General features: G+C 31.8%; 22 protein-coding genes. 16 read left to right on the top strand and 6 right to left on the bottom strand.

The genetic code is table 11. The features are described from left to right. The first annotated feature begins 7 nt into the window (after positions 1-7). The 11 genes from ABRY23_03220 (at position 8) to ABRY23_03170 (ending at position 11,907) form a co-directional block, all read left to right on the top strand. Positions 8-301, top strand: coding sequence for a cytochrome C oxidase subunit IV family protein (locus ABRY23_03220; protein ID MFA3782058.1), 294 nt, complete (start codon positions 8-10; stop codon positions 299-301). Positions 302-311: 10 nt separating this feature from the next. Continuing rightward, positions 312-938: a cytochrome c oxidase subunit II gene (gene coxB, locus ABRY23_03215; protein MFA3782057.1), complete on the top strand. Its 627-nt coding sequence runs from the start codon at positions 312-314 to the stop codon at positions 936-938. 1 nt (position 939) lies between these two features. Further along, positions 940-1,821, top strand: coding sequence for a protoheme IX farnesyltransferase (locus ABRY23_03210; GenBank protein ID MFA3782056.1), 882 nt, complete (start codon positions 940-942; stop codon positions 1,819-1,821). A gap of 10 nt (positions 1,822-1,831) precedes the next feature. Continuing rightward, complete coding sequence (locus ABRY23_03205) at positions 1,832-3,190, top strand: c-type cytochrome (protein ID MFA3782055.1); 1,359 nt, start codon at positions 1,832-1,834, stop codon at positions 3,188-3,190. A gap of 93 nt (positions 3,191-3,283) precedes the next feature. After that, positions 3,284-4,144, top strand: a complete 861-nt coding sequence (prmC, locus tag ABRY23_03200; protein ID MFA3782054.1) for a peptide chain release factor N(5)-glutamine methyltransferase — start codon at positions 3,284-3,286, stop codon at positions 4,142-4,144. After that, on the top strand, positions 4,141-4,596 hold the full coding sequence (gene dtd, locus ABRY23_03195) for a D-aminoacyl-tRNA deacylase (protein MFA3782053.1): 456 nt from the start codon (positions 4,141-4,143) through the stop codon (positions 4,594-4,596). Before prmC ends, dtd begins: the two co-directional genes overlap by 4 nt. A gap of 11 nt (positions 4,597-4,607) precedes the next feature. Then, on the top strand, positions 4,608-5,501 hold the full coding sequence (locus ABRY23_03190; protein MFA3782052.1) for a metalloenzyme: 894 nt from the start codon (positions 4,608-4,610) through the stop codon (positions 5,499-5,501). Next, positions 5,498-7,909, top strand: a complete 2,412-nt coding sequence (locus ABRY23_03185) for a DNA internalization-related competence protein ComEC/Rec2 (protein MFA3782051.1) — start codon at positions 5,498-5,500, stop codon at positions 7,907-7,909. Before ABRY23_03190 ends, ABRY23_03185 begins: the two co-directional genes overlap by 4 nt. A gap of 6 nt (positions 7,910-7,915) precedes the next feature. Next, the gene (gene murB, locus ABRY23_03180; protein MFA3782050.1) at positions 7,916-8,932 is read left to right on the top strand and encodes a UDP-N-acetylmuramate dehydrogenase; all 1,017 of its coding nucleotides are present in this window, start codon (positions 7,916-7,918) and stop codon (positions 8,930-8,932) included. Between the two features lie 85 nt (positions 8,933-9,017). Next, positions 9,018-10,616, top strand: a complete 1,599-nt coding sequence (locus ABRY23_03175) for an MFS transporter (GenBank protein MFA3782049.1) — start codon at positions 9,018-9,020, stop codon at positions 10,614-10,616. An 85-nt stretch (positions 10,617-10,701) separates the two neighbouring features. After that, a complete protein-coding gene (locus ABRY23_03170; GenBank protein MFA3782048.1) occupies positions 10,702-11,907 on the top strand; it encodes a dipeptidase in 1,206 nt (401 codons plus the stop codon). Between the two features lie 119 nt (positions 11,908-12,026). Here the strand turns inward: ABRY23_03170 and ABRY23_03165 are convergent, their stop codons facing one another. From ABRY23_03165 to ABRY23_03155, 3 genes are read right to left on the bottom strand one after another with little or no spacing between them, the layout of a single operon-like run. Beyond that, the gene (locus ABRY23_03165) at positions 12,027-12,347 is read right to left on the bottom strand and encodes a heavy metal-binding domain-containing protein (GenBank protein ID MFA3782047.1); all 321 of its coding nucleotides are present in this window, start codon (positions 12,345-12,347) and stop codon (positions 12,027-12,029) included. A gap of 42 nt (positions 12,348-12,389) precedes the next feature. Continuing rightward, positions 12,390-13,898: a sigma 54-interacting transcriptional regulator gene (locus tag ABRY23_03160; protein ID MFA3782046.1), complete on the bottom strand. Its 1,509-nt coding sequence runs from the start codon at positions 13,896-13,898 to the stop codon at positions 12,390-12,392. 10 nt (positions 13,899-13,908) lie between these two features. Continuing rightward, positions 13,909-15,009 (bottom strand): VWA domain-containing protein, encoded by a 1,101-nt coding sequence (locus tag ABRY23_03155; GenBank protein ID MFA3782045.1) that lies wholly within the window; start codon positions 15,007-15,009, stop codon positions 13,909-13,911. A gap of 489 nt (positions 15,010-15,498) precedes the next feature. On the opposite strand from ABRY23_03155, the gene ABRY23_03150 reads away from it, so the two are divergent. The 3 genes from ABRY23_03150 to rpiB are packed head-to-tail and all read left to right on the top strand — an operon-like array spanning position 15,499 to position 18,105. After that, positions 15,499-16,380, top strand: coding sequence for a hypothetical protein (locus ABRY23_03150; protein MFA3782044.1), 882 nt, complete (start codon positions 15,499-15,501; stop codon positions 16,378-16,380). Positions 16,381-16,394: 14 nt separating this feature from the next. After that, the gene (locus ABRY23_03145; GenBank protein ID MFA3782043.1) at positions 16,395-17,462 is read left to right on the top strand and encodes a mannose-1-phosphate guanylyltransferase; all 1,068 of its coding nucleotides are present in this window, start codon (positions 16,395-16,397) and stop codon (positions 17,460-17,462) included. Position 17,463: 1 nt separating this feature from the next. Next, positions 17,464-18,105 (top strand): ribose 5-phosphate isomerase B, encoded by a 642-nt coding sequence (gene rpiB, locus ABRY23_03140; protein ID MFA3782042.1) that lies wholly within the window; start codon positions 17,464-17,466, stop codon positions 18,103-18,105. Positions 18,106-18,172: 67 nt separating this feature from the next. Here the strand turns inward: rpiB and ABRY23_03135 are convergent, their stop codons facing one another. From ABRY23_03135 to ABRY23_03125, 3 genes are all read right to left on the bottom strand, one after another. Beyond that, on the bottom strand, positions 18,173-19,354 hold the full coding sequence (locus tag ABRY23_03135) for a T9SS type A sorting domain-containing protein (GenBank protein MFA3782041.1): 1,182 nt from the start codon (positions 19,352-19,354) through the stop codon (positions 18,173-18,175). 119 nt (positions 19,355-19,473) lie between these two features. Continuing rightward, on the bottom strand, positions 19,474-20,151 hold the full coding sequence (locus tag ABRY23_03130; protein MFA3782040.1) for a hypothetical protein: 678 nt from the start codon (positions 20,149-20,151) through the stop codon (positions 19,474-19,476). A gap of 14 nt (positions 20,152-20,165) precedes the next feature. Continuing rightward, entirely contained in the window at positions 20,166-20,717 is a 552-nt protein-coding gene (locus ABRY23_03125) for a hypothetical protein (GenBank protein MFA3782039.1), read from the bottom strand. Between the two features lie 1,073 nt (positions 20,718-21,790). On the opposite strand from ABRY23_03125, the gene ABRY23_03120 reads away from it, so the two are divergent. Both ABRY23_03120 and ABRY23_03115 read left to right on the top strand, forming a co-directional pair. Further along, positions 21,791-22,549: a dihydroorotate dehydrogenase electron transfer subunit gene (locus ABRY23_03120; GenBank protein ID MFA3782038.1), complete on the top strand. Its 759-nt coding sequence runs from the start codon at positions 21,791-21,793 to the stop codon at positions 22,547-22,549. Beyond that, positions 22,546-23,472, top strand: coding sequence for a dihydroorotate dehydrogenase (locus ABRY23_03115; protein MFA3782037.1), 927 nt, complete (start codon positions 22,546-22,548; stop codon positions 23,470-23,472). Before ABRY23_03120 ends, ABRY23_03115 begins: the two co-directional genes overlap by 4 nt. The last annotated feature ends 22 nt before the right edge of the window (positions 23,473-23,494 follow it).

Raw genomic sequence — 23,494 nt, 5'->3', positions numbered from 1 at the left:
GGCAGTAATGGACCAAAACAATAAAGAACATAAGAGCCATTCAGGATATAGTACTTATATTTTAGTTTGGATCTCCTTGTTAGCTTTAACATCAATAACAGTTACTGTTGCCGGGGTTGATTTAGGAGCTTTTACGTTGTTTGTCGCACTTTTAATAGCTGCTATTAAATCTGGACTGGTAATTAACATATTTATGCATATAAAATATGATGAACCAATCTTTAAAGTCTTCTTGTCTTTAAGTGGATTTACTCTTTTGGTAATTTTTATATTAACTTTTTTTGATGTCATTTATCGTTGAGGATAAAGAAATGTTTTCTGGACCATCGAGTCATGCAGCTCACGTAGATTTTATAATGTTTTATATTGTTGCTGTTGCTGTTATACTTTTAATCGGGATAACATCAACAATGATTTATTTTGTCTTTAAGTACAACAGAAAAAAAGGGCATAAACCCCAAGATATACATGGTAATGTTGTACTTGAAACAGTGTGGATAGTTATTCCAACAATTTTAGTCCTTTCGATGTTTTACTTTGGTTATATGGGATTTAAGGAATTTCGATATGTCCCAGAAGGAGCATTTGTGGTAGATGTTACAGCTCGACAGTGGCAATGGCAGTTTAAGTATGATAATGGTGTAACGACTGATACTTTGTATGTTCCCGTTAACAAACCCATTAAATTAAATCTTGAATCAGTTGATGTTAATCACTCTCTCTATATTCCGGCGTTTAGAATAAAACAAGATGTTATTTACGGCAGGAAAAATTATATGGTATTTACTCCAGATGAAGTTGGTTCATTCGATATTGCATGTGCTGAGTATTGCGGTTTGGACCATTGGAATATGTATACGAAATTAGTTGTTATGCCCAGCGATAAATTTGATTTGTGGTATAAGAAGGGAAATGCTTCATTAGCTAAGAAACAATGAAATGAAAAAAATAAAAAAACATATAAACGTGCTTCTTGAATTAGCTAAAGTACGTATTACCTTCTTTGTTGCAGTTACCACTTCAATTGGTTATTTATTTTATTCAAAAAATTTAAGCATACAATTGCTCGTATTGACAACGGGTGTATTTTTATTAGCCAGCGGTTCTTCTGCATTAAATCATTACCAAGAAAAAGAGACTGATGCTTTAATGCTAAGAACTAAATCGCGTCCTATTCCTTCAGGCAAAATTTCTGCTCAATTAGCATTATTGTTTGCTTTTATCCTCGTATTATTTGGGTCAGCAATAATATATTTCTCGTCGAATTTTATTTCACTTTTATTAGGTTGGTTAGCGTTGATATGGTATAATTTTATATATACCCCGTTAAAAAAAGTGAATGCTCTTGCAGTTGTGCCAGGTTCTTTGATTGGTGCTATTCCACCGGTTATAGGCTGGACAGCTGCAGGCGGCGGTCCATTAGATTTCGAAATTATTGCACTCGCTCTCTTCTTTTTTATTTGGCAAATACCACATTTTTGGCTTTTGCTTTTAATATATAGTAATGATTATGAAAGGGCCGGCTTTCCTACACTTACAAGGATATTCTCAAATCAACAGCTTAGCAGAATAACTTATGTTTGGATTGCTGCGCTTTCTACATGGTGCCTTCTGATACCTGCAATTGAAATTACTGCTAATAAAATTACAGTATTTGTTTTATGCTTGTTGGGCATTTTACTTCTTTGGAAAACTAAAGGAATACTATCAAGATATATCGAACGTAGAATTTTTAGAAATGCATTCATTAGTATTAACCTTTACGTACTTGCGGTTATTTTATCTTTATCATTAGATAAATTATTTTTACAAGAATTATAATGGCTGCCTTATGGAATTCTTAGATAAATTAGTCATACCACAATCAGCAGAACATATGGTTCTGCTAAAATACTTATTAGTACTTACTTTTATTTTATTTATATCATATTTCAGTTTATTGTTTGGTTCTGCTATTTTATCAATTTATTTCAATCGTAAAGCCCAGAAAGAAAATAATCATAAGTTCTCTCTTTTTGCCAAAGATTTAATTGACTTGGTAACATTTAACAAGTCAGTTCCATTTGGTTTAGGTTTTATTCCGTTATTAAGTTCAATGTTCTGTTACTCTCAATTACTTCATCAAACACAACTAAAAGTACCAGAATTTATTTTACTCTCTTTACTGTTTTTCATAATTGGAGTGATATTAATTTATACTTATAAGTATTCATTCCATTTAAAAGATATTTTTAATTATGTAAGAAATGCAGTAGCAAATGAAAATGATGCTTTATATGATGATGTTAAACAGTACAAAGTTAATTCTGAAAGATTGATAAAAAAGTCCGGTAAGTACGGATTAATATTCTTATTTATTACTATATATTTGTTTTTAGGTGCTGTTAATCTTGCTATTGATTCAAGCAGTTGGGGAAACTCGAATGATTTACTTAGTGTTGTCTTTTCATTAAAAACTATAATTTCTGTCTTGCAGTTTATTGCCGGCTCTTTACTGCTAACTTCAGGGTATTTTATTTACCTGCATTATCGGCCGAATTCTGAAAGGAAAATTAGAGATGAAGAGTATTCCGATTATGCTAAGAAAACTTTGTTATCAATTGGACTAATTTCCACGCTAATCTTACCATTAATTATAGTTGCTGGTGTGTTAATTAAACCCAAGGATTCATTATCATTTGGTGTATTTGGTGTGAGTGTTATTCTTTTATTCTTAGTACTTATTATTGCAAACTATTTTTACTTTATGATTAAAAAAGGAACGCTCAATTACAGCAGCTCTTTAATTTATTTACTAATTCTCTTTTTCCTTTTTGGAATAATTAAGGACCAGTTAGCTTTTGATACCTCTACTAAAGAGCAATTTGCAAGACTTGCAGATAATTATAATAAATATGAAAAGAAAGAAAAGGAGTTATTAGGAGGTGCAGTAGAGACAAAAATAAATGGTGCCGACATTTACAACGGCAGATGTATTGCATGCCATGCTTTTGACCATAAGGTGGTAGGTCCGCCTTATAACTCTGTGCTTCCTAAATACGAAGGTAAGGAAGATGAATTAATAAAGTTTATACTTAACCCAGTTAAGAAAAATCCAGATTATCCTGCAATGCCTAATCAAGGACTAAAACCAGCTGAAGCTAAGGCTGTAGCTGAATGGCTTTTGCAGACATATAAAAGCGGTAAGTAATGTTTTATAACTGTCACAATTAGGGGGAGGCAAAATAATATTTTTGTCCTTCCCCTTATTTTTTTAAATTACCTTGAAGTTTTCAATGACTTTATGCTTACTGTATTAGAATCAATAAAACTTTCAGCTGAATATCTAAAAAATAAAGGCATTCAATCACCTAGAATAAACGCTGAACTATTATTAGCGGAAATCCTAAATTGTAAACGGTTGGATTTATACCTTTCTTTCGATAAACCTTTAACAGAAAATGAAATTTCGAAATATCGAGAGTGGATTCGTAGAAGAGGCAAATTTGAACCACTGCAGTATATTATTGGTAAAACAGAATTTTACGGGCTAACTTTTTTAATAAATAAAAATGTTCTAATACCACGACAGGAGACTGAAATATTAGTAGAAACGATTTTAAATGATTATGAATCGAATGGAATACAGAAAATTTTAGATATTGGTACTGGGAGCGGAAATATAGCAATTGCATTGGCTAAGTTTTTACCAAATTCTCACATTACAGCTGTCGATATATCTACAGATGCGATTACAGTCGCAAAAAAAAATGCCCAATTAAATTCTGTTGATAAATTAATCCAGTTTATAATATTAGATATAACAAAAGAAGGCTCTATTTCTCAACTTCAATCAAGCTATGATATAATTGTTTCTAATCCGCCGTACATCCCGCTGAACGAATATAAAACGCTTCAAAAAGAAATAACTGACTATGAACCAATTTATGCAGTTACTGATAAAGAGAATGGCTTTCGATTTTATAAAATTATTTCTAATCTTTCACAAAAACTATTAAATAAATATGGCAAATTATATTTTGAGGTTGGCAAAGAACAAGCAAAATTTGTAAAAAAAATTATGATTGAGAATAATTTTAAGAATATAAAAACTAAAAAAGATTATTTGGGAATAGAAAGAGTATTAACAGGAGAAAAGTTATGAGGGCGTTAGTGCAAAGGGTTTCAGAAGGAGCCGTAAAAATTAAAAAAGATAATTATTACCAAGAAATTAAAAAGGGTTTGGTTATTTTATTAGGAGTAAAAGAAGACGACACTGAAAGTGATGCTATTTTTTTAGCTGATAAATGTACTAATCTTCGGATTTTTGAAGATGGCAACCAAAAAATGAACATTTCTGTTAAAGATATTAATGGCGATGTGTTAATTATTTCTCAATTTACTTTATATGCAGATGCTTCAAAGGGTAATCGGCCAAGTTTTGTAGATGCAGCCGAGCCCAAAAAAGCAAATGATTTATATCTCAAATTCGTCCAAAGAGTAAAAAATAATTTGGGCGAAGAGAAAGTTAAAACTGGAATTTTTGGAGAAATGATGGAAGTGAAAATAATTAATGATGGACCAGTTACTATTTTGGTAGAATCTAAAGGAAAATAAATTTGGATTCTGTGTTAATGATTTTTTTGGACGGTGTTGGTATTGGGAGTAGTAATTCTCAAAATAACCCTTTTTTTAAATATCATTTTAAATTCCTTAAAGATTACTTTGGTGAAATTCCCCATTTAAAAAGACAGCATATTTCAAAAAATAATGCTTTCATATTTCCTGTAGATGCTTGTCTTGGGGTTCCTGGGATTCCGTTAAGTGGTACTGGACAAACTTCAATATTCTGTGGTGTTAACGCTCCTAAATTAATTGGCAAACATTTCGGTCCTTTCCCTTATTCAACTTTAATTCCTGTCATTAAAGAGAAAAATATTTTTAAGGCTTTTATTCAAAAAAAATTAAAAGCTGATTTTGTTAATGCTTACCCTAAAATTTTTTTTGATTATATAAATAAAGGGAAAAAAAGATTAAGCGTTACTTCGCTGAGTTGTTTACTAAGTGGCATTAAACTTAAAGGTGTTACTGAAGTCCGTAGGGGAAAAGCTTTAACAGCAGAAATTGATAATAGGAGATGGGTTGAAAAGTTAAATTACAACCTCCCAATTATTAAGCCGAAAACTGCTGCTCAACGCTTGTTAAAGTTAGCATTAATAAATAATTTCACTTTATTCGAATACTTTCTAACCGATCACTTGGGACATGGTAGAATATCATCAGAATTTGAATATGTAATTCAAACCCTTGATGATTTTTTGTTTTTTTTACTTAATAATCTTCCACCAAACTTAACGTTAATTATTTGTTCTGACCACGGCAATTTCGAAGATCTTTCTACCAAAAGTCATACTCTTAATCCTGCATTAACTATTACTGCAGGTAAACATGCTGCATATTTATCAAAAAAAATAAAAAAGTTGTATCATATAAAAAAAGCAATAATGGATATTTATTCTTGAAAGATTATCCTTTAATAAAATTTGTTTTGTTTTTTATACTAGGAATATTAGTAGGTTATTTCTTTAACATCCGTTTAACTTATATTGCCTTTGCGTCTTTGCTTTTATTAATAATTAATGCTGCTGTTAATTTTACAAATTTTACTTTAGGAGAAATATTTAAAAATATTCTTTTGCTGTCTAATATTGTGTTAATAGGTGCTTGTTATTATTTAGCAATCTCAAATGCAAGTGCTTATTACCCATTTAGTGATAAAAAAATTTATGATACAGAACTAATAGGTAAGGTTGAGTCATTAGAACTGCTGCAGAATGATAGATTTAGCTTTGAGCTTAATGTGGAGGCAACTCAATTTAATAATTTCAAATCGACAAAAAAATATTTATCAATTGTAAATGTTTATGACTCACACAATAAACTGAATAAACTTGTCAATGTTTTGAAGCCCGGGAATAAAATAAAAGTAAAAGGAACGCTTACAGAACCGAGAGGTCAGCGCAACCCAGGTGAGTTTGATTATCGTAGATATTTAAATGATAAAGGTATTGCAAGCATTTTATCTACTTATAACACATCAAACTTGCTAATTATTGATAGCTCCAAAAGTATTTTTAAATCAATTGTTTATGAAATAAGATTAAGAATCAACAACAGAATAAAAAAATTGTATGATTCAACGACAGCTGGGTTAATAAAAAGTTTATTATTAGCCGATAAAAAAGAAATTTCTTTTTCTGATAAGGGAAATTTTATTAATGCTGGAGTAATGCATGTGCTTGCTGTTTCTGGTTTACATGTAGGATATATATTGCTTATCTTTTTATTTTTATTATCACGCATAAATATTTATCTCAGATACATTTTCACCATTTTAGGATTAGTAGTATTCCTAATAATTACTAACTCACCTCCATCTGTTTTTAGAGCAGTTGTTATGGCTGTAATTTTTATAATTTCTGTAATGACAAACAGAAATTACAATGGTTACAATGCGCTTGCTTTATCTGCATTGGTAGTTTTACTTATTAAGCCGACTGAATTGTTTAATGCCGGATTCCAACTCTCTTTTTTAGCAGTTCTATCTATTCTTTATTTTTATCCATTATTTAATAACACAATTAACAGACTAAATGTAAAATCTAATATGCTGAAATCTTTGTTGCTATTTATTAGTGTTTCAATTGCAGCTCAAGTAGGCACTTTACCAATAACAATTATTTATTTCCAGAAACTTTCGCTAATTGCGATATTTACTAATTTAATTGTTATTCCATTAGTTGGAATTATAGTTGGTTTAGCAATACTTAGTTTAGCTGTCTCTTACTTATCTTTTGGGGTGGCTCTAGTTTATGCTTCGGTTACAAATTTTCTTTCTAGTTTTTTATTTTGGATAATAAATAAAACTGGCAGTATAAAATACTCGCATTTATACTTAAATCACTTCTCAAACTTAGATTTGTTTTTTTACTTCATTTCTTTGCTTTTTCTTGTGATATTTTTTAAAAAGTTTAGTAGTCTTAAGTCGAAAATAATTTTATGTTTTCTTGTAATTGTTAACTACGCAGCGTTTAGTACATTAGACGATAACAGTTTCTTAGCTAAGAATAAATTAACAATAGTAGCTATTGATGTAGGACAAGGGGATTCGTTTCTGATAAAATTTCCAAATGGTACTTCAGCCTTAATTGATGCTGGTAATTCTACATCAAGTTATGATAACGGTATGCGAACAATTTATCCTCTAATAAAATATCTTGACATAGATACTATTAATTATGCATTTATTAGTCACGTTGATGCTGATCATTATGCTGGATTTTTAAGTTTATTCAATACTGGAATTGTTAAAAAGGTGTATAAGCCATTATTGGATAGTTCCTTAAGCAAAGATGTTCAACTTGAGAAATACTTGCACCAGTTAAATTTACCGGTAAGATATTATGAAAAATCTATTTTGAGAGTAGGAAATACAAGAATTTATATTCTTAACGATTTTTACACTAATAAATATTTTAGCGAGAATGATAGAAGCGGCTTCTTGAAAATAGCTTATGGGAATAATTCTTTTTTGTTTACTGGTGATGCGGGCCTAAAGGTTGAAGATTATTATATAAATAGGTATAGAGATTTTCTTAAGTCAGATTTACTAAAGGTAGGGCACCATGGAAGTAAAACTAGCACTGGAGATTATTTTCTTAAAACAGTTATTCCCAAATATGCACTAATTAGTGTGGGCATAAAAAATAAATTTAACCATCCAAGTAGAGAGGTGATTAATCGATTGATAAGTAATAAAATTAAAGTTTTTAGGACTGACTTAAACGGTGCGGTTGTTTTTGAATCTGATGGACAAACTATAACAGAAGTAAATTGGAAAAAACGAACCTCGAATTTTATATTGGAATAAAATAACATGATATTAAAAGAAAATTACTCATTAAAAGATTTAAACACATTTAAGGTTGACGTAAAAGCTAAACTATTTTGTGAAATCAACGACGAAGAAACTTTATTCGAATTATTTTGTGATTCTAACTATAGTGGTCTTGCAAAATATGTTATTGGCGGCGGAAGCAATATTTTGTTTACTAAAGATTATGACGGTTTGATAGTTAAAAATAATTTAAAGGGCAAAAAAATATTAGAAGAAAATGGAGAATCGATTCTTATTGAAATAAGCGCTGGCGAGATATGGGATGATTTTGTAAAATACTGCACCAGTATGAAATATTATGGTGTAGAAAATTTATCGCTTATACCCGGCTGTGTTGGCGCTGCACCTGTTCAAAACATTGGTGCTTATGGTGTAGAATTAAAAGATGTATTTTATTCGTTAAGGGGAATTGATCTTCTAAGAAAACAAGTTCGTACTTTAACTACGAGTGAATGCAAGTTTGATTATAGGGATAGCATCTTTAAGAATGAATATAAAGATAAGTTTATAATTACCTCCGTTACACTAAGATTGAGCAAGTTGAAAAAATTTTCCCTCGATTATCCCCCCTTAAAGGAAAGTGTTAAAAATATTAATAAGCATGACATTACTTTACAAACTGTTAGAGAAAAGGTAATCTCGATTAGAAAAAACAAATTGCCAGATCCAAACGTTCTGGGTAATGCTGGAAGTTTTTTTAAAAATCCAATCGTTACCTATAGTCAAGTGGAATTTATTAAAAAAGACTTTTCGGATTTGCCATTTTACAAGTTTAAGGACAATTATTATAAGCTACCTGCTGCTTGGTTAATAGAAAAATGTGGCTGGAAAGGTAAAAGAATTGGTAATGTTGGTTGCTATGAAAAACAACCTTTGATTATTGTTAATTTTGGCAACGCAACACCTGCTGAGATATTAGATTTAGCCGATAAAGTAGCTCTTTCTGTCAAAAAAAGGTTTGATGTAGAATTATTACCAGAAGTGAATATAGTATAACATTATTTTTTATGTTGTTTGTTGCTGCTTTTCAGATGAAATTGTTAAATACTTTTACATTATCATAAAATAAAAGGGAAAAAATATGGATTCTTCAGCTGCTGAAAAATTTAACAACGAAAGTGAAAAGAAGAGTATAAGTCAAATAGTAAAAGAGTCTTTTAAAGAATTAGAAGAAACTTTTTTAGCATTTGTGAAAGCTCCTAAGGCTTTATGGGGTATAAACTTGCCTTATGTAATTGAGGGATTAGTTTACTTCGGTATTCTTACAGTTTTAGGTAAGTTTTGTTCAGAAAACGTTAAGCTTACTGATATTCAGGCAGGTTGGGTCTATAGTTTTGTTACTGGGGGTATCACACTTGCTATGGTTATTTTAGGTGGTTATTCTGATAAAATAGGAGTTCGGCGCTCATTAATCTTAGCTTTTGCTGTTATGTTAATAGGCAGGATATTCCTCGCAGGTTCAGATACTTTACATTTTTCAAGCGGTTTCCTTAGTCCAATGTTTTTTGTCCTAATAATAGGACTGTTTTTTATGGTCGTAGGTTATGGATTATATCAGCCGGCAGCTTATGCTGGAGTTAAAAGATACACTACACCTAAAACTGCTCCTATGGCGTACGGTGCTATATATGGATTGATGAACTTGGGTGCTTTCTTTTCTGGTTTTGTTTCTCCACTTGTAAGGCATCATAACGAAAAAAATTTTCCTCCAAATGGCCTGGCAGCTGTCCTTTGGGTTTATGTGGTCTTAACATTAATTTCATTATTGTTTACTGTAATTTTAATCACAAAAAAGTCAGATAAAGATGCTTACCAAATGTCAGTCGAAGCTTCCGACTCTAAAAGCAATAAAGGAACCAAAAACGAAGCTAAAAGAAATATCAACAATACAGCATTATTTATTTATTCATTCGCTACTGTTTTATTTTTCATAATATATATATTAACATTAAACAAAATAATTAACACGGAAAGTGAAATAATTCCCACTATATTTTTGTTACTTGCCTGTGTTAGTTTTATAATTTCAGTGTGGGAGTTTCTTAGACAACGGCCTGAACATCCTTTTAGAGATAAAAGGTTTGTTTTTTTTATATTTATTTTAATTCCTGTTCAGACACTTTTTGCTCATAATTGGTTAACAATTCCATATTATACTGATAGAGCCTTTGTAGGTACTGCAGTAAGCAAATATTTCGAGTTTTTTTCTAATATTAATCCCGTTTTAATTTTTGTTTTAGCTCCATTAGTGGCTGGTTTAACATCTAAGGCCAATGTTTATAGAATGATGGTTCTTGGAACTTTCGTTATGGCACTGCCGACTTTTTTATTAGCAATTGGACCTAACATTTATTTATTTTTATCGTATGTATTGATTGCTGCAATAGGCGAAGCAATGTGGCAACCGAGATTTTTGCAATGGATTGCCGAAATAGCTCCCGAAGGTAAAACGGGAGCATATATGGGAATTGGACAATTACCATGGTTTTTAACAAAAGTAATAACTGGTCTTTATTCGGGGTATTTTGTCGAAAAGTATATCCCAAGACCTGAAAGTGGTTTACCACAGAATACACAAATGCTTTGGCTCATTTATGGCATAATAGCTATAGTAAGCCCTGTAGCTCTTTTACTAGCAAAAAATTGGATGATAAAAGGGTTTAAAACAAGAAATGAATAGTATCTTTTTTCTAAGATAAATTTAGTTATCTTAATGAAAAATAATTAGTTATAACATAATCTTAATATATTAATTAGGTGGTATTATGGAAAAAATAGCTTTATTACTTGCCTTCTTTCTCAGTTACTACATAAATCAAAGTGGTGATAAATTAAAAGAAAGAGCAAATAAAATAGCTCATAAGTATATTTTGATTGATACACATATCGATGCTCCATTGCTGCTTTACGAAAAATGGACTGATATTACCAAAAAAAATGATGATAGAAATTTCGACTATGTTAAAGCTAAAGAAGGGGGCTTGGACGCTCCATTTATGTCAATTTATACACCTGCAAACTATGAAAATAACGGAGCAAAAAAATATGCTGATAAATTAATTTCGCTTGTTTATAATGTTGTTCAAGATAATACGGATAAATTTGCTTTTGCGTTCTCCTATAAAGATATTATTAAAAATTTTAATCAGGGCAAAATTTCTTTGCCTATGGGCATGGAAAATGGCTCGCCAATTGAAGGCGACTTGAAAAATCTAGAGTACTTTTATTCTAAAGGTATAAGGTATATTACTTTAGCTCATTCAAAATCAAATCATATTTGTGATTCATCTTATGACCCAAATAAAAAATGGAATGGACTTAGTCCATTTGGTGTTTTAGTAGTTAAAGAGATGAACAGACTTGGAATTATGGTTGATGTTTCTCATATATCTGATAGCGCATTTTACCAAGTATTAAGAGTAACACAAGCACCGGTTATTGCTTCTCATTCTTCTTGTAGATATTTCACACCAGGCTGGGAAAGAAATATGAGTGATGACATGATTAAGGCTCTGGCAAAAAATGGGGGAGTAATACAAATAAACTTTGGTTCAGATTTTTTGAAAGATGAGATTTTAAAGAAAGAAGAAGCTGGCAAGAAACAAATTAAGGAATACCTTAATGAACATAAATTAAATGAAGATAGTAAGGAAGCTGAAAGTTATAAAGAAAAATTCTGGAAAGAAAATCCCATGGGGTTTGCTGATGTAAAAGATGTTGCGGACCATATAGACCATGTTGTAAAATTAGTAGGCATCGACTATGTAGGTATTGGCTCTGATTTTGATGGACTTGGTGACACTTTACCAGTTGGTCTTAAAGATGTTTCTCAGTATCCAAATTTGATTTATGAATTGCTAAAACGCGGTTATAGTGAAAAGGATATTCAAAAAATTATGTCCGGTAATTTGCTGCGTGTCTGGCAAAAAGTTGAGGAAACAGCTAAAAAAATTCAACAGTCTAGAAATTAAGGTGAGAGCGCAGCAGCTGGGTTATAATTAACTTGAGTCATGGTTGAAAAGTTAGATAAGAATTTCTTATTAAAAGTTTATTCCTTGTTGTAAGTTTTTCAAGATTTATAAAAAGGAAATTACTCAACTACAACTGCAGTCCCACTTGCTGATACCATCAACATACTGCCGCCTTGCCCTATAGTTTCATAATCAAGGTCAACTGCAATTACAGCATTACCGCCTAAATTTTTTGCCTGCTCAGCCATTTCAGCCAATGCAATCTCTTTTGCAGTTCTAAGTTCTTTTTCATAAGCAGAAGACCTTCCGCCAACTATATCACGTATGCTTGCAAATATATCCTTGAAAATATTAGCTCCTAAAATTGCCTCACCGGATACCAATCCTAAATATTTTACAATTTTTTTACCCTCGATGTTATTGGTTGTAGTAATCAGCATATATTCCTCAAAATTTTTTGCTGCAAGATAAACATTTTTTACTTATCTAAGATAATTTTCTTCATCATCGCTATCTTCTTCTTCAGATAGTGTGAACATGCTGCTTAACATATCTTTGAACTGAAGACCGTATTCTAATGAATGCTTGCTTAAAAGTGAATATTCCGCGAGTCCATGTAATGCAAATTCCATTAATAAATATTTTATCTCATCATCTTCATCTTTATAAAATTTGTTTACTAAATTTTTTAAGCCTGGTATTGAACTAATTATTTTTTGGTATTCACTATTGGGCAAATCATTTAAAATGTCAATTTGATTTCCTTTGCTAAACCAATTTGTTATTTCTTGGTAAGGATTGGGTTGATTTAATTTTTTTATGTTATCTGGATTTGGGAAATAGTTCACAAATTGTTTCTTAATAGCTTTACTTATGAGGATATGAGCAACTTTAACAGGTCCTTCTTGCTCACCTTCGTAGACCAGCTCAATTTTACCTGTTATTGAAGGGATAATTCCGTTTAAATCTGATATTCTTACCGTAGTATTTTTTTCGTTGTTAATAAATAATCTCCTTTCAGCTGCGCTTACAACATTTTCATAAGCTGATATTGTAAGACGCGCAGATACGCCACTTTTGGAATCAACATATTCACTTTCGCGAGCTTCAAAAGCTATTTGTTCAATTATATTTTTGATTAACTCAGGGACTTTAATTGTGTTTTTCTGCGATTCAGTTAGTTTAGATTCTTGTTCTGTAATTTTTTTGGATATTTGAATAGACTTTGGATAATGAGTAAGGATTTGCGAATCTATTCTATCTTTTAATGGTGTTACTATTGCTCCTCTGTTTGTGTAATCTTCAGGATTGGCAGTAAAAACAAATTGAACATCGAGCGGCAGCCTTACTTTAAATCCCCTAATTTGAACGTCTCTTTCTTGAAGTAGATTAAACAATGCAACTTGAATTCTTGCCTGTAAATCTGGTAATTCATTTATAACGAAAATTCCTCTGTGTGAACGGGGGATTAAGCCATAATGAATAACTCTTTCGTCCGAGTAGGGTAATTTAAGAGATGCAGCTTTAATAGGATCAACATCACCTATAAGGTCAGCGATTGTAACATCAGGTGTGGCTAACTTTTCTGTATATCTATCATTTCTATGAATCCATGTTATTGGTGTATCATCTTGCATTTGTTCCACTTTTTCTTTGCCATAACGTGAGAGTGGATGAAGTGGGTCATCATTTAGTTCAGAACCTTCAATTGCCGGGATATATTCGTCGAGTAAATTGACCATTAAACGTGCTATTTTTGTTTTTGCTTGTCCCCTTAAACCTAATAATATAATATTGTGCTTTGACAAAATTGCAGTTTGAATATCTGGTATAACGGTTTCATCGTAGCCAATTATTCCATAAAAAGGATTTTTTCTTTCTTTTAAGAACTGTATTAAATTTAACCGCATTTCGTCTTTAACGGAAATAGGTTGATAACCAGAATTTTTTAGTTGTCCTAAAGTTTTTATATTCTCAAAATTTTTAATCATTGTTTTCCTCTTATTTAAAGTTCTTTCTTCTATTACGCACAAAATCTTCAAATATATATTCACCTAAGTTAGTAAGGCTGCTATAGTAGGCTCTGCCTTGGTTAACTTTAGTAAATTCATGAACGAACCGCTGCAAATATGGGTCACGGGCAATCATAAAAGTTGTAATTGTAATTCCTAACTTCCTACATTGTGCGGCCTTATCTAATGTTTTATTGATAATTTTTCTATCAAGACCAAAGCTATTTTTATAATATTTCATACCAATTTTTAAGCAGGTAGGTTTACCGTCAGTAATAATAAAAATTTGTTTATTGCGATTTTTCTTTCTGCGTAATAAATCCATTGCAAGTTCAATTCCACCGACTGTATTAGTATGGTAAGGACCTACTTGTAAATATGGAATATCTTTTATTTCAATTGGCCAGGCATCATTACCGAAGGCAATAATATCTAAAGTATCTTTTGGAAATTTGGTAGTAATTAATTCTGCTAAAGCCATAGCTACTTTTTTAGCAGGAGTGATTCTATCCTCGCCATAAAGTATCATAGAGTGGGATACATCAATCATCAGTACTGTTGAAGCGGCAGTTTTGTATTCAAGTTCTTCAATTTCAAGGTCATCTTCGGTTAATTCAAAATTGTTAATGCCATGATTAATCTGTGCATTTTTAATTGACGCAGTGGCATCAAGTTGGTCAAGCCTATCACCAAATTGATAATTTCTTCTGTCTGAAGTTTTTTCATCACCAAGTCCTGAGAATGGCGTTGGGTGATTGCCTTTGCCACCTCTTTTCAGCTTGCTAAATATTTCTTCAAGTGCCTTTCTTCTTATTTCTCTTTCTGTTTTTGTAGTGATATAGTAAACATGCTCGTTTTGTTGCCCTTCTTCGATATAGCCTTTTTCTTTCAACTCTTCAATAAAATCGCCTATTCCATAATCATTTGTAGTAAGATTGTATTTCCTATCTAATTCATTTAGCAAGTTAAGTGCTTCAGAAACATCGCCAGCTGTGATATTAAGTAACTGCAAAAATATATTTAACAATTGTTGGAAAATATTGCCCAACGGTGAGTTAGGTATAAAATCTGTAAATCTATATCCAATCATTATACTTTCTTAATTAAATATTAATTGGTTGTTTGCAATATGGCTTTTGTGTTTTTGACCCACTTACAGCTTATAGAGATTTCCCAAAAATTTCTAAATTGGTCTTTGCAAGTTTATTTTTTACTGGGTCTCGCTATGACTGTAAAATTGTAGTTTCCCAAACGTTTTTATAAAAACATCGGTTAAAATAAATCATCAAAATTCATTAGATTTCTTTGAGAAATTTATATTATCGGAGTACGCTGCCATATTTTTAATATATTTGTTGCAAAGTTTCGTAATTAATTTTACAAAATCAATATGTGTAAAATTTATTGCAATATGTAATTAAGCTAAGATAAAAATAATTTGGAATCATTTTCGATGAAAGAGAAATGAAACATGCTGAACCGAAGGTATTAATTATCTTTTGCCCATGAACTAATACGCTGTATTTAATGAAATTTTTTTGCAAAACTATAATAAGATACTTAAAATCGTTTGATGCAAATGATTGATTTTACAAAACAGTATGTTATTCAATGTATTGTAACCTCTGCTAATCAACTTAGACTTAGCTCAGAAAAAATTGAAGTAATTGCCTTATTGAAAGAGCACTTGCTAAAATGTGATGATATATATACAGAAATACAGCGCTTTAAAAAAATAACCGAGCTATCAAAGTTAGGCATTAAGATTAGTGAGATTATTAGTTCAATAGATAATGGTAAAATCGATTTCCTAAAAATTTCTGATAAATTTAAAGAGCACAGCTCAAATTTAGTTAGAGAAATTAGTTATCTACTTGACATTGTTAATCCAGAGAGAATGAAGAAAATAATAGAATCAATCAACGAAAAAACAATACAGGTTGACTTGACTAAGCGTGAGACAAAGCCAACAAAGGAATTTAGTAAGTTAGAGCAAAAACTTTCTGAGATAAATCTACCTAAAAGGTCACGTGCTGATGAAATTAAAGAAGAACTTATTTTTGAAGAGTTAAATAAAGAGCTTGGTTTTAATTTTGAAAACTATGAAGAAGCAATACTGAAACCAATTAAAACATTAGATTCGTTTTTAGAAAGAGTAGCTAAATATAATTATACTGAGCATGAAATGAATAGTTTAATTAAATTAATGGAAGAGAATGCACAGATATCTCAAAAGATTGGCTTTGAAATTATATCGAATATGCATAAGATTTTTAAACGTGGTTTGGAAATGATAAAGGAGAAAAAAATCTCGCCAAGTCGAAATGTTATTGAATCTTTAAGAGCGTGCTTAATTGTAATAGTTGCAGTAGTGCGCGGCAAGGAAGTAGACATAACTAATTATTTAAATATGGCTGAGAATTTTGGTAAGATTATATTTTCTAATAAAAAAGTAATTTAACAATAAGGAGGGAAATGGAAATTTATGCTGTTATAATGGCCGGAGGCGCTGGCACCAGATTTTGGCCTCGAAGTAAAGAGAAAAAACCAAAACAGCTGATTCGCATAATAGGTTCAAATACAATGATTCAAGATACTGTCTACAGGTTAAAGGGATTAATTGATGAAGAGAAAATTTTTATTATTACTAACAAGATTCAGAAGCTTAAAATTAAGGAGCAGTTACCTCAAATTAACCCCAAAAATATTATTGATGAACCATTTGGGAAAAATACAGCTGCATGTATTGGACTGGCAGCAATTTTGTTGGAAAGTTATTCTAATGATGCACTAATGGTAGTTTTACCAGCTGATCACATAATAAAAGATGTTGACTTGTTTCAGAGCACAATTAAGTTGGCTGTGGACTTTGCTTACTCAACGAAAAAATTAATTACAATAGGAATAAAGCCCACCCGTCCAGAAACTGGCTACGGTTATATTCAATTCGATGATAAACAATTAAGTCAAAACATTCACAAAGTTCTTACTTTTGCTGAAAAACCTAATTTTGCAACCGCAAGAAGATTTATTGAATCTGGGGATTTCCTTTGGAACTCCGGTATGTTTGTCTGGCGTGTTGATGTGATTTTAAACGAAATTAAAACTTATATGCCGGACCTCTACGATGGCTTGCAAATGGTTAAAAACTATATTGGCACTCACGAGTTTGAAAAGGTCTTAACCCAAGTTTATGGCCAGTTAAAAAATATTTCAATTGATTATGGGATATTAGAAAAATCTGATAATGTTGCAGTTGTAAAAGGAGATTTTTATTGGAATGATGTAGGAAGTTGGGAGGCTGTTTATGAAATTTCAGAGAAAAACGAAGATGGGAATGTGATAGTTGGTGATGTTTATACAGCCAGAACTTATGGCAGTTACATCTTTTCACCTCGAAAATTTACTGCTGTAATTGGTGTAGAAAATCTTATTGTAATTGATACAACAGATGCTTTGCTAATTTGTCACCGAAATAATGCACAAGAGGTGAGAGAAGTAGTAGATTATCTTAAAATGAACAAACGAACAGAGCTTCTGTAAAATGAAAAAGCTAATTACTGAATTTGACGTTCTTAAGTTAATTAGACTTGGTGCAACCGAAATAGAGATTGATGAAAATGTTATTATTACTCCATTAGCTTATGACCGCATTCGTCACTCGAATTTAAAAATTATAAAACGAAGCAGTGAAGAGATATTAAAAAATTCACAGGCATCAATCCTCCCCAAAAAATGTGTTATTGGCTCAGACCATACAGGTGTTAAATTAAAAGCTGTTTTGGTGGATGAGCTCAAAAGAAAATCCTTTAACGTAATTGATATTGGTACATTTTCAGAAGAATCGGTTGATTACCCAGATTATGCTTTTGCAGTTGCTAAGAAAGTCTTGTTAAACGAAGTCGATTTTGGAATTTTAATAGATGCTACTGGTATTCCATCGGCAATTGCTGCAAATAAATTACCCGGTATTAGAGCTGCTACATGCTATAATGATTTTTCTGCTAAAAGTTCTCGCGAACACAACAATGCAAATATACTTGTATTAGGAGCGAAAACACTAAGCAATGATGAGGCAAAATCAATTTTGAACATCTGGCTTACAACAGATTTTTTAGGTGAAAGACACCAAAGAAGATTAGATAAAATTTCTGCCGTTGAACAAAAATTGTTAAAGAAATTTTAGCCTTTGGCGTTATTCATGAATAGAAGGCAGAACCGTAATAGTTCTGCCTTTTTAGAACATTATCATATCATCTCAATAAGATCATCTTCTTATTTTGAACAAAATTGTTCACGCGCAAAGTGTAAATGTAAACTCCGCTTGGTAGATTGTCTGCATTGAACATAACAGAATGTGAACCTGCTTCTTGTGTCTCATTTATAAGGTCTGCAATTTCTCTTCCTATTACACCATAAACTTTCAGTGATACAAATCCTTTTTCTTTGATTTTGTAACTGATGGCAGTTGACGGGTTAAATGGATTGGGATAATTTTGCTCAAGAAAATAATTTATAGGTGTTTGAGTTGTCTCATGCTCTTTGGCAAGCGAAGTTTCTTGTTTCTCATAATTACTTTGCACGATGGAAAATTCCGGTGGAGGATATGAGACAACATCAACATAGAGTTCATTTGAAGTTTTTGTGGTGTTTGTAGCATCAGTAACAATACATCTCAGCTTAAAATCACGTAAATCGTAAGGGTTATGTGGTTTGCTGAATTCAGGTGAATTTGTACCAATCGGTATCCATTCATTGCTCGGTACAGTCTCAATAATGATATCACCATCTTTTTTCTTTTCTTTATCTTTTTTCTCTTTTTCCTTTTTAACGCTCTCATAAGATTGTAAATAACCAGCTCCATCTAAATACATTATTTGCCAATTGTAGGTAAATGGTTCTATACCATTTATTAAACCAACGTACCAATGACCTGTTACGCCTTCATATAGTGTTACATCGCCTCCTAAAGAAACGGAGACCAGTGGTTGAGGTAACAAATCGGCTTCTTTTGCAAACCAATAAAGTAGGCCCGCAGTTGCACGGATTGCCTGAGGGAACATATGATTACGAACATTTATGATGCTATTATTGTCAAAAGGTCCATTTATACTAGTGGGCACTCCAAAAGAATAAACATTTTGTGAATTCAAATAATTAATTTCTTCTGAGGAAGAATTTCCCCAGAAGTTATCGTTCCAAGGTTTATAATGAGGACCTTGCGTTGCAAAGTGGTTAGCCATCTGATTTGTTGTATACATCAAGAAATGAAGCGGATTAGACGATTGGTAAGGATTTATATAACCTCCTACTTGTGAATAGGTATTTTGGTAATCCCAATAGAAGTCATATCCAAAATAATTTTCGTAATAATCAATAATAAGACCATCATTATCTCCATGAGGATCAATATTGGTGTGCGCCGGTACATTCATATCTTGTAAAAGATGACACATCCTACCTAAAATTTTAAAAAGCGACTATGTCAAAGAAACCGGCATACGTTCCACTATTTAGCGAACTCCAATGTTGCGGCAGAAATTTAATAGGAGTATTATAAATAGTTTGTTGACCTGTTAGCCAGGTTACCTTCGTTACATAAATATTTTTTGTTCTTGTACAAATCTATAAGTGAATTATAATGAAATGTTACGATTGCTCTTTGTGTTGCACAAGCACCACTTCCATCTGCATTGGTAGGGAATCCATACAGAATCAGATCTAAATTCAAGTCGTATCCTCCATAAGCAAATGCAGTCATTTTTTGATAAGCATTTGGTATAGTAAATAACATGACATTATCTATGCCTAAAACTATAATATTTGCTCGCATTGTCGTTTGAAGGTTATCACCCTCATCAGCATACCAAAAATGAGTTGAGCTAACAAATCCATCCGGACTTAATCCACCAAAAGCAGCAATAAAATCATACACGCTTCCGCTAAAGCTTGTTAACGTTGGTGGATTACTTTTAGAATAGCCGTAAACAACATCTTCTTCGTCTTCTCTCCAAGCGCCGGTAGTAATAAAGCCTAATTGAAAAGGTCCGGATCCAGCATAATAAGAATCAAGACCACCTATTTTATCCTTCATAATTCGTAAATCTCCACCTAATTGCATTTTCAGTAGCTTATATGCTTGAACTGAAATGTACTGATGAACATGCTGCCTATGAGCAAATACAATATTTGCCATTATAAAAACAAGTACAATGATTGATACCTTTTTCATTTTTACCTCCGTTTCTAAAATAAATTATAATTGATTCCAATCTTAATTGAAGGTGCAAAAACTACAGTGGTCATTTTAGCATTACTTATTGCTAGGCCTAACGACCAAAAAACTCTTAACCCTTCTTTTTTCACAATCTCTTTTCCAATATTTGCTTCAAAAAAATTCCCTTTGGTTACAGAGTTCACTTTCTTAGTGGTGGATAATATCAGATAGCTAACGTATTCGGCATTAATACAATTGAAGATAGAGAATGGAGTGTAATAACTTAACTTTATTCCGATACCCGAGCCAGTATTTGGGAATATAAAACCAGAACCTATGAAAGTGTTTGAATACTTAAGTGAAATTGCAAAATCCTGTGAAACTTGATAGCCAACACCAAAAGAAAGAAATTCCAAGATTCCTGTGTTAGAATAGATAAATATTTTCCTCACGCTATCTTTCTTGTCTGTAAGTAAATAATTTTCCGCATAAAATTTCTCAAGACGATATGCTTGTTGACTATGTAAATCATTCAACGTCATCGTAAGTATAATTATTACAATTAAGAAACACTTTTTCATAAATTTTCTCCTAGAACTAGAATATGTTATGATAAATACCAACTTTGAGCGACGGAGCAATAAGTGTTTTTCCGTAGTTCTTATTAGAACTTCTGCCTATTCCTATAGATCAAAATATTTGAAGTTTTCCTCTGATATCCCTTATAATTATTTCATTTCCGAAATTAATTTCACAATAATTTCCCTTTGGTCTTATTCCATAAGTATCATCATAAATATTAGAAACATACAAGTAATAGATGTAGTTGAATGAAACATTATTAAAACCCATAAGTTTATAAAATATTTTAAATCGAAACCAAGCCCGTTTCCAGAAGGCAGGAAAAAATGACTTCCACCATGCCCTGTTACCCAAGTACAGGAATGTTTTATAGAAAAAGGCAAATTTTGAACTTAGTTGATAGCCAGCTCCTATACCCCGTAAGATAGATCTCCAAATTAAACAGAGCTACATTTGAGTATTTGCTCACAATGAACAAGTAAATGCTCTAAACATATTATTCAATTAAAAATAAAAAAAGCCATAGCAAAATGCGTCATCACCAAATTATAAGTATAACTTATTTAGTTGACGAAGTTTCAGCGTAGTTAACTACTTTCCGGCAGCAGACAGTTTGTCTGTCAAAGAATGTCTGTGATCGGAAGACATTTCTATACCGCTCGTTTATCAACGGAGTTATTCAACTTACCGGATTTTAATTTCACTCTTATATAAGTAAGTGAATTCCCCTTCTCCGAAAACGCGGTATATAATTTGATCATAATTTAACAGCATAAATAAATGCAACAAAAAAGAAATGAGGCAAGGGTGTTATAATAAAGACACCTTATTTCAATTTTTTTTATGTTCAAAAGAGAAGAAGTTTTAATCAAAAAGGTCTCTTGCAGTTTATTCGTGGATTACCTTTTGAATTTTTTGATACAAAGCGAGATTGAATTAATTTGTGAACGAGAAGATAGGTTAAAAGTGTTTATAAAAAATACCCTTCTCTTTGTAGGGCAGGGATGGGCTTTTTTTTTGTAAAATCCCCCCAACATTCATAATTTTGAAAAAATAAAAGAGAAAATTTAGGTTGTTAATCGAAAAGGCCCGCGTAGAATCCATTACCGAAATTGAAAACGGGATTTACTTACTTAAAGCATTTTCACCTCGAATTGCTGAAAGTGCAAGACCTGGTCAATTTTGTAATATAAAAGTAACAGATACAGATTTTCCTTTGCTACGCAGGCCATTTAGCATTTGCGAAGTTAAAAATGATAATGTTTACTTTATGTTTGATATCCACGGCGAAGGGACGCGATTGCTTTCGAGAAAAATAAAAGGTGATGTGCTGGATATTCTTGGTCCGCTTGGAAAAGGATTTAATATAAACGATAACTTCGATACTGCTGTAGTTATTGCCGGAGGTTTGGGTGCTGCTCCTTTCCCTTTTTTGATTGACGAAATACTACATGATAAAAAAATATACTGCTTTGTCGGCGGTAAGTCCAAACAAAATGTTATTAAGTATAAAATGCAAAACATTAGTATTTCTACTGATGACGGTTCAGAGGGATTTAAGGGCAATGTGGTAGATCTTTTTATAAGTTCTTTAGAGAAGTTTAGTGAAAATAAAATAAAAGTTTTTGCATGCGGTCCGAATATTATGCTGAAAGCACTTAAAGAATTCTGTATTACAAAAAACATCAATTGTGAAATGTCTGTTGAATGTGCTATGGCTTGCGGCTTTGGAATTTGTCAAGGCTGTCCAATTGAAAAATCGAACTGTGATGGATATTACCTAGTCTGCAAAGATGGTCCAGTTTTTAATGCAAAAGATATAAAATTATGAATGAAGTTGATCTTAAAATTAAAATAGGGAAGCTCGAACTTAAAAATCCAGTCTTACTTGCTTCAGGCACTGTAGGGTATGGAAATGAAATAAGCAATTTTACAGATTTAAGTAAGATTGGCGGCATTGTTACAAAATCAGTTTCATTAAAACCACGTAAAGGAAATCCGCCTCAGAGAATTGTAGAAACACCATCGGGTATGCTTAATGCAATTGGACTGGTAAATGTTGGGGTAGAAGTTTTTATTAAAGAAAAAATTCCTTTCTTAAGAGAGATTAACACTACTTTAATTTGCAATATTGCAGCAAGTACAATTGAAGAATATGTCGAATGCACAAAAATTTTAGATGAGCAGGAAACAATAAAAGCATTTGAAATAAATGTATCATGCCCAAATGTTAAAGAAGGCGGTCTCGAATTTGGAAATGATGTGAATGCAGTAGGAAGAATTACCGAAAAAGTACGTGCTGCTACTGAGAAGCCTGTAATAATAAAACTTTCGCCAAATGTGTCACGTATTTCTGAATTTGCTGAAATTGTAAAAAAAGAAGGTGGTGATGCTGTTTCTGCAATTAATACTTTGGTGGGAACATCGTTTGATATTTGGAGTCGTAAACCTAAATTGTACAATGTTACCGGAGGATTATCTGGACCTGCGATTAAACCTATAGCATTAGCCAAAGTTCTTGAGATTAGTAGAAATGTTGATATACCAATTATTGGTATTGGTGGAATAATGAACTGGAAAGATGCTGTTGAATTCATTATCTGCGGTGCTTCTGCTGTTCAAATAGGAACTGCTAATTTTATTAATCCTAATGCCGGCGTTGAAATTGTTGAAGGAATGAAAAATTATTGTATAAAAACCTCTATTAACAAAATAAGCGACTTAGTTGCTTCATATCAAATTATTGACAAATAAGATTGATTTATTATAGTTATTA

The organism is Melioribacteraceae bacterium 4301-Me (genome assembly GCA_041538185.1).
Taxonomy (GTDB): domain Bacteria; phylum Bacteroidota; class Ignavibacteria; order Ignavibacteriales; family Melioribacteraceae; genus Pyranulibacter; species Pyranulibacter aquaticus.
The sequence above is the reverse complement of the archived record's forward strand: the minus strand, read 5'-3'. Positions and strand labels throughout refer to the sequence as shown.

Bases quoted from the DNA above. Each gene is read 5' to 3' on its own strand.
- ABRY23_03220 (MFA3782058.1), top strand. From the start codon at position 8: ATGGACCAAAACAATAAAGAACATAAGAGCCATTCAGGATATAGTACT.
- coxB (MFA3782057.1), top strand. From the start codon at position 312: ATGTTTTCTGGACCATCGAGTCATGCAGCTCACGTAGATTTTATAATG.
- ABRY23_03210 (MFA3782056.1), top strand. From the start codon at position 940: ATGAAAAAAATAAAAAAACATATAAACGTGCTTCTTGAATTAGCTAAA.
- ABRY23_03205 (MFA3782055.1), top strand. From the start codon at position 1,832: ATGGAATTCTTAGATAAATTAGTCATACCACAATCAGCAGAACATATG.
- prmC (MFA3782054.1), top strand. From the start codon at position 3,284: ATGCTTACTGTATTAGAATCAATAAAACTTTCAGCTGAATATCTAAAA.
- dtd (MFA3782053.1), top strand. From the start codon at position 4,141: ATGAGGGCGTTAGTGCAAAGGGTTTCAGAAGGAGCCGTAAAAATTAAA.
- murB (MFA3782050.1), top strand. From the start codon at position 7,916: ATGATATTAAAAGAAAATTACTCATTAAAAGATTTAAACACATTTAAG.
- ABRY23_03175 (MFA3782049.1), top strand. From the start codon at position 9,018: ATGGATTCTTCAGCTGCTGAAAAATTTAACAACGAAAGTGAAAAGAAG.
- ABRY23_03170 (MFA3782048.1), top strand. From the start codon at position 10,702: ATGGAAAAAATAGCTTTATTACTTGCCTTCTTTCTCAGTTACTACATA.
- ABRY23_03165 (MFA3782047.1), bottom strand. From the start codon at position 12,347: ATGCTGATTACTACAACCAATAACATCGAGGGTAAAAAAATTGTAAAA.
- ABRY23_03160 (MFA3782046.1), bottom strand. From the start codon at position 13,898: ATGATTAAAAATTTTGAGAATATAAAAACTTTAGGACAACTAAAAAAT.
- ABRY23_03155 (MFA3782045.1), bottom strand. From the start codon at position 15,009: ATGATTGGATATAGATTTACAGATTTTATACCTAACTCACCGTTGGGC.
- ABRY23_03150 (MFA3782044.1), top strand. From the start codon at position 15,499: ATGATTGATTTTACAAAACAGTATGTTATTCAATGTATTGTAACCTCT.
- ABRY23_03145 (MFA3782043.1), top strand. From the start codon at position 16,395: ATGGAAATTTATGCTGTTATAATGGCCGGAGGCGCTGGCACCAGATTT.
- rpiB (MFA3782042.1), top strand. From the start codon at position 17,464: ATGAAAAAGCTAATTACTGAATTTGACGTTCTTAAGTTAATTAGACTT.
- ABRY23_03135 (MFA3782041.1), bottom strand. From the start codon at position 19,354: ATGAATGTACCGGCGCACACCAATATTGATCCTCATGGAGATAATGAT.
- ABRY23_03130 (MFA3782040.1), bottom strand. From the start codon at position 20,151: ATGAAAAAGGTATCAATCATTGTACTTGTTTTTATAATGGCAAATATT.
- ABRY23_03125 (MFA3782039.1), bottom strand. From the start codon at position 20,717: ATGAAAAAGTGTTTCTTAATTGTAATAATTATACTTACGATGACGTTG.
- ABRY23_03115 (MFA3782037.1), top strand. From the start codon at position 22,546: ATGAATGAAGTTGATCTTAAAATTAAAATAGGGAAGCTCGAACTTAAA.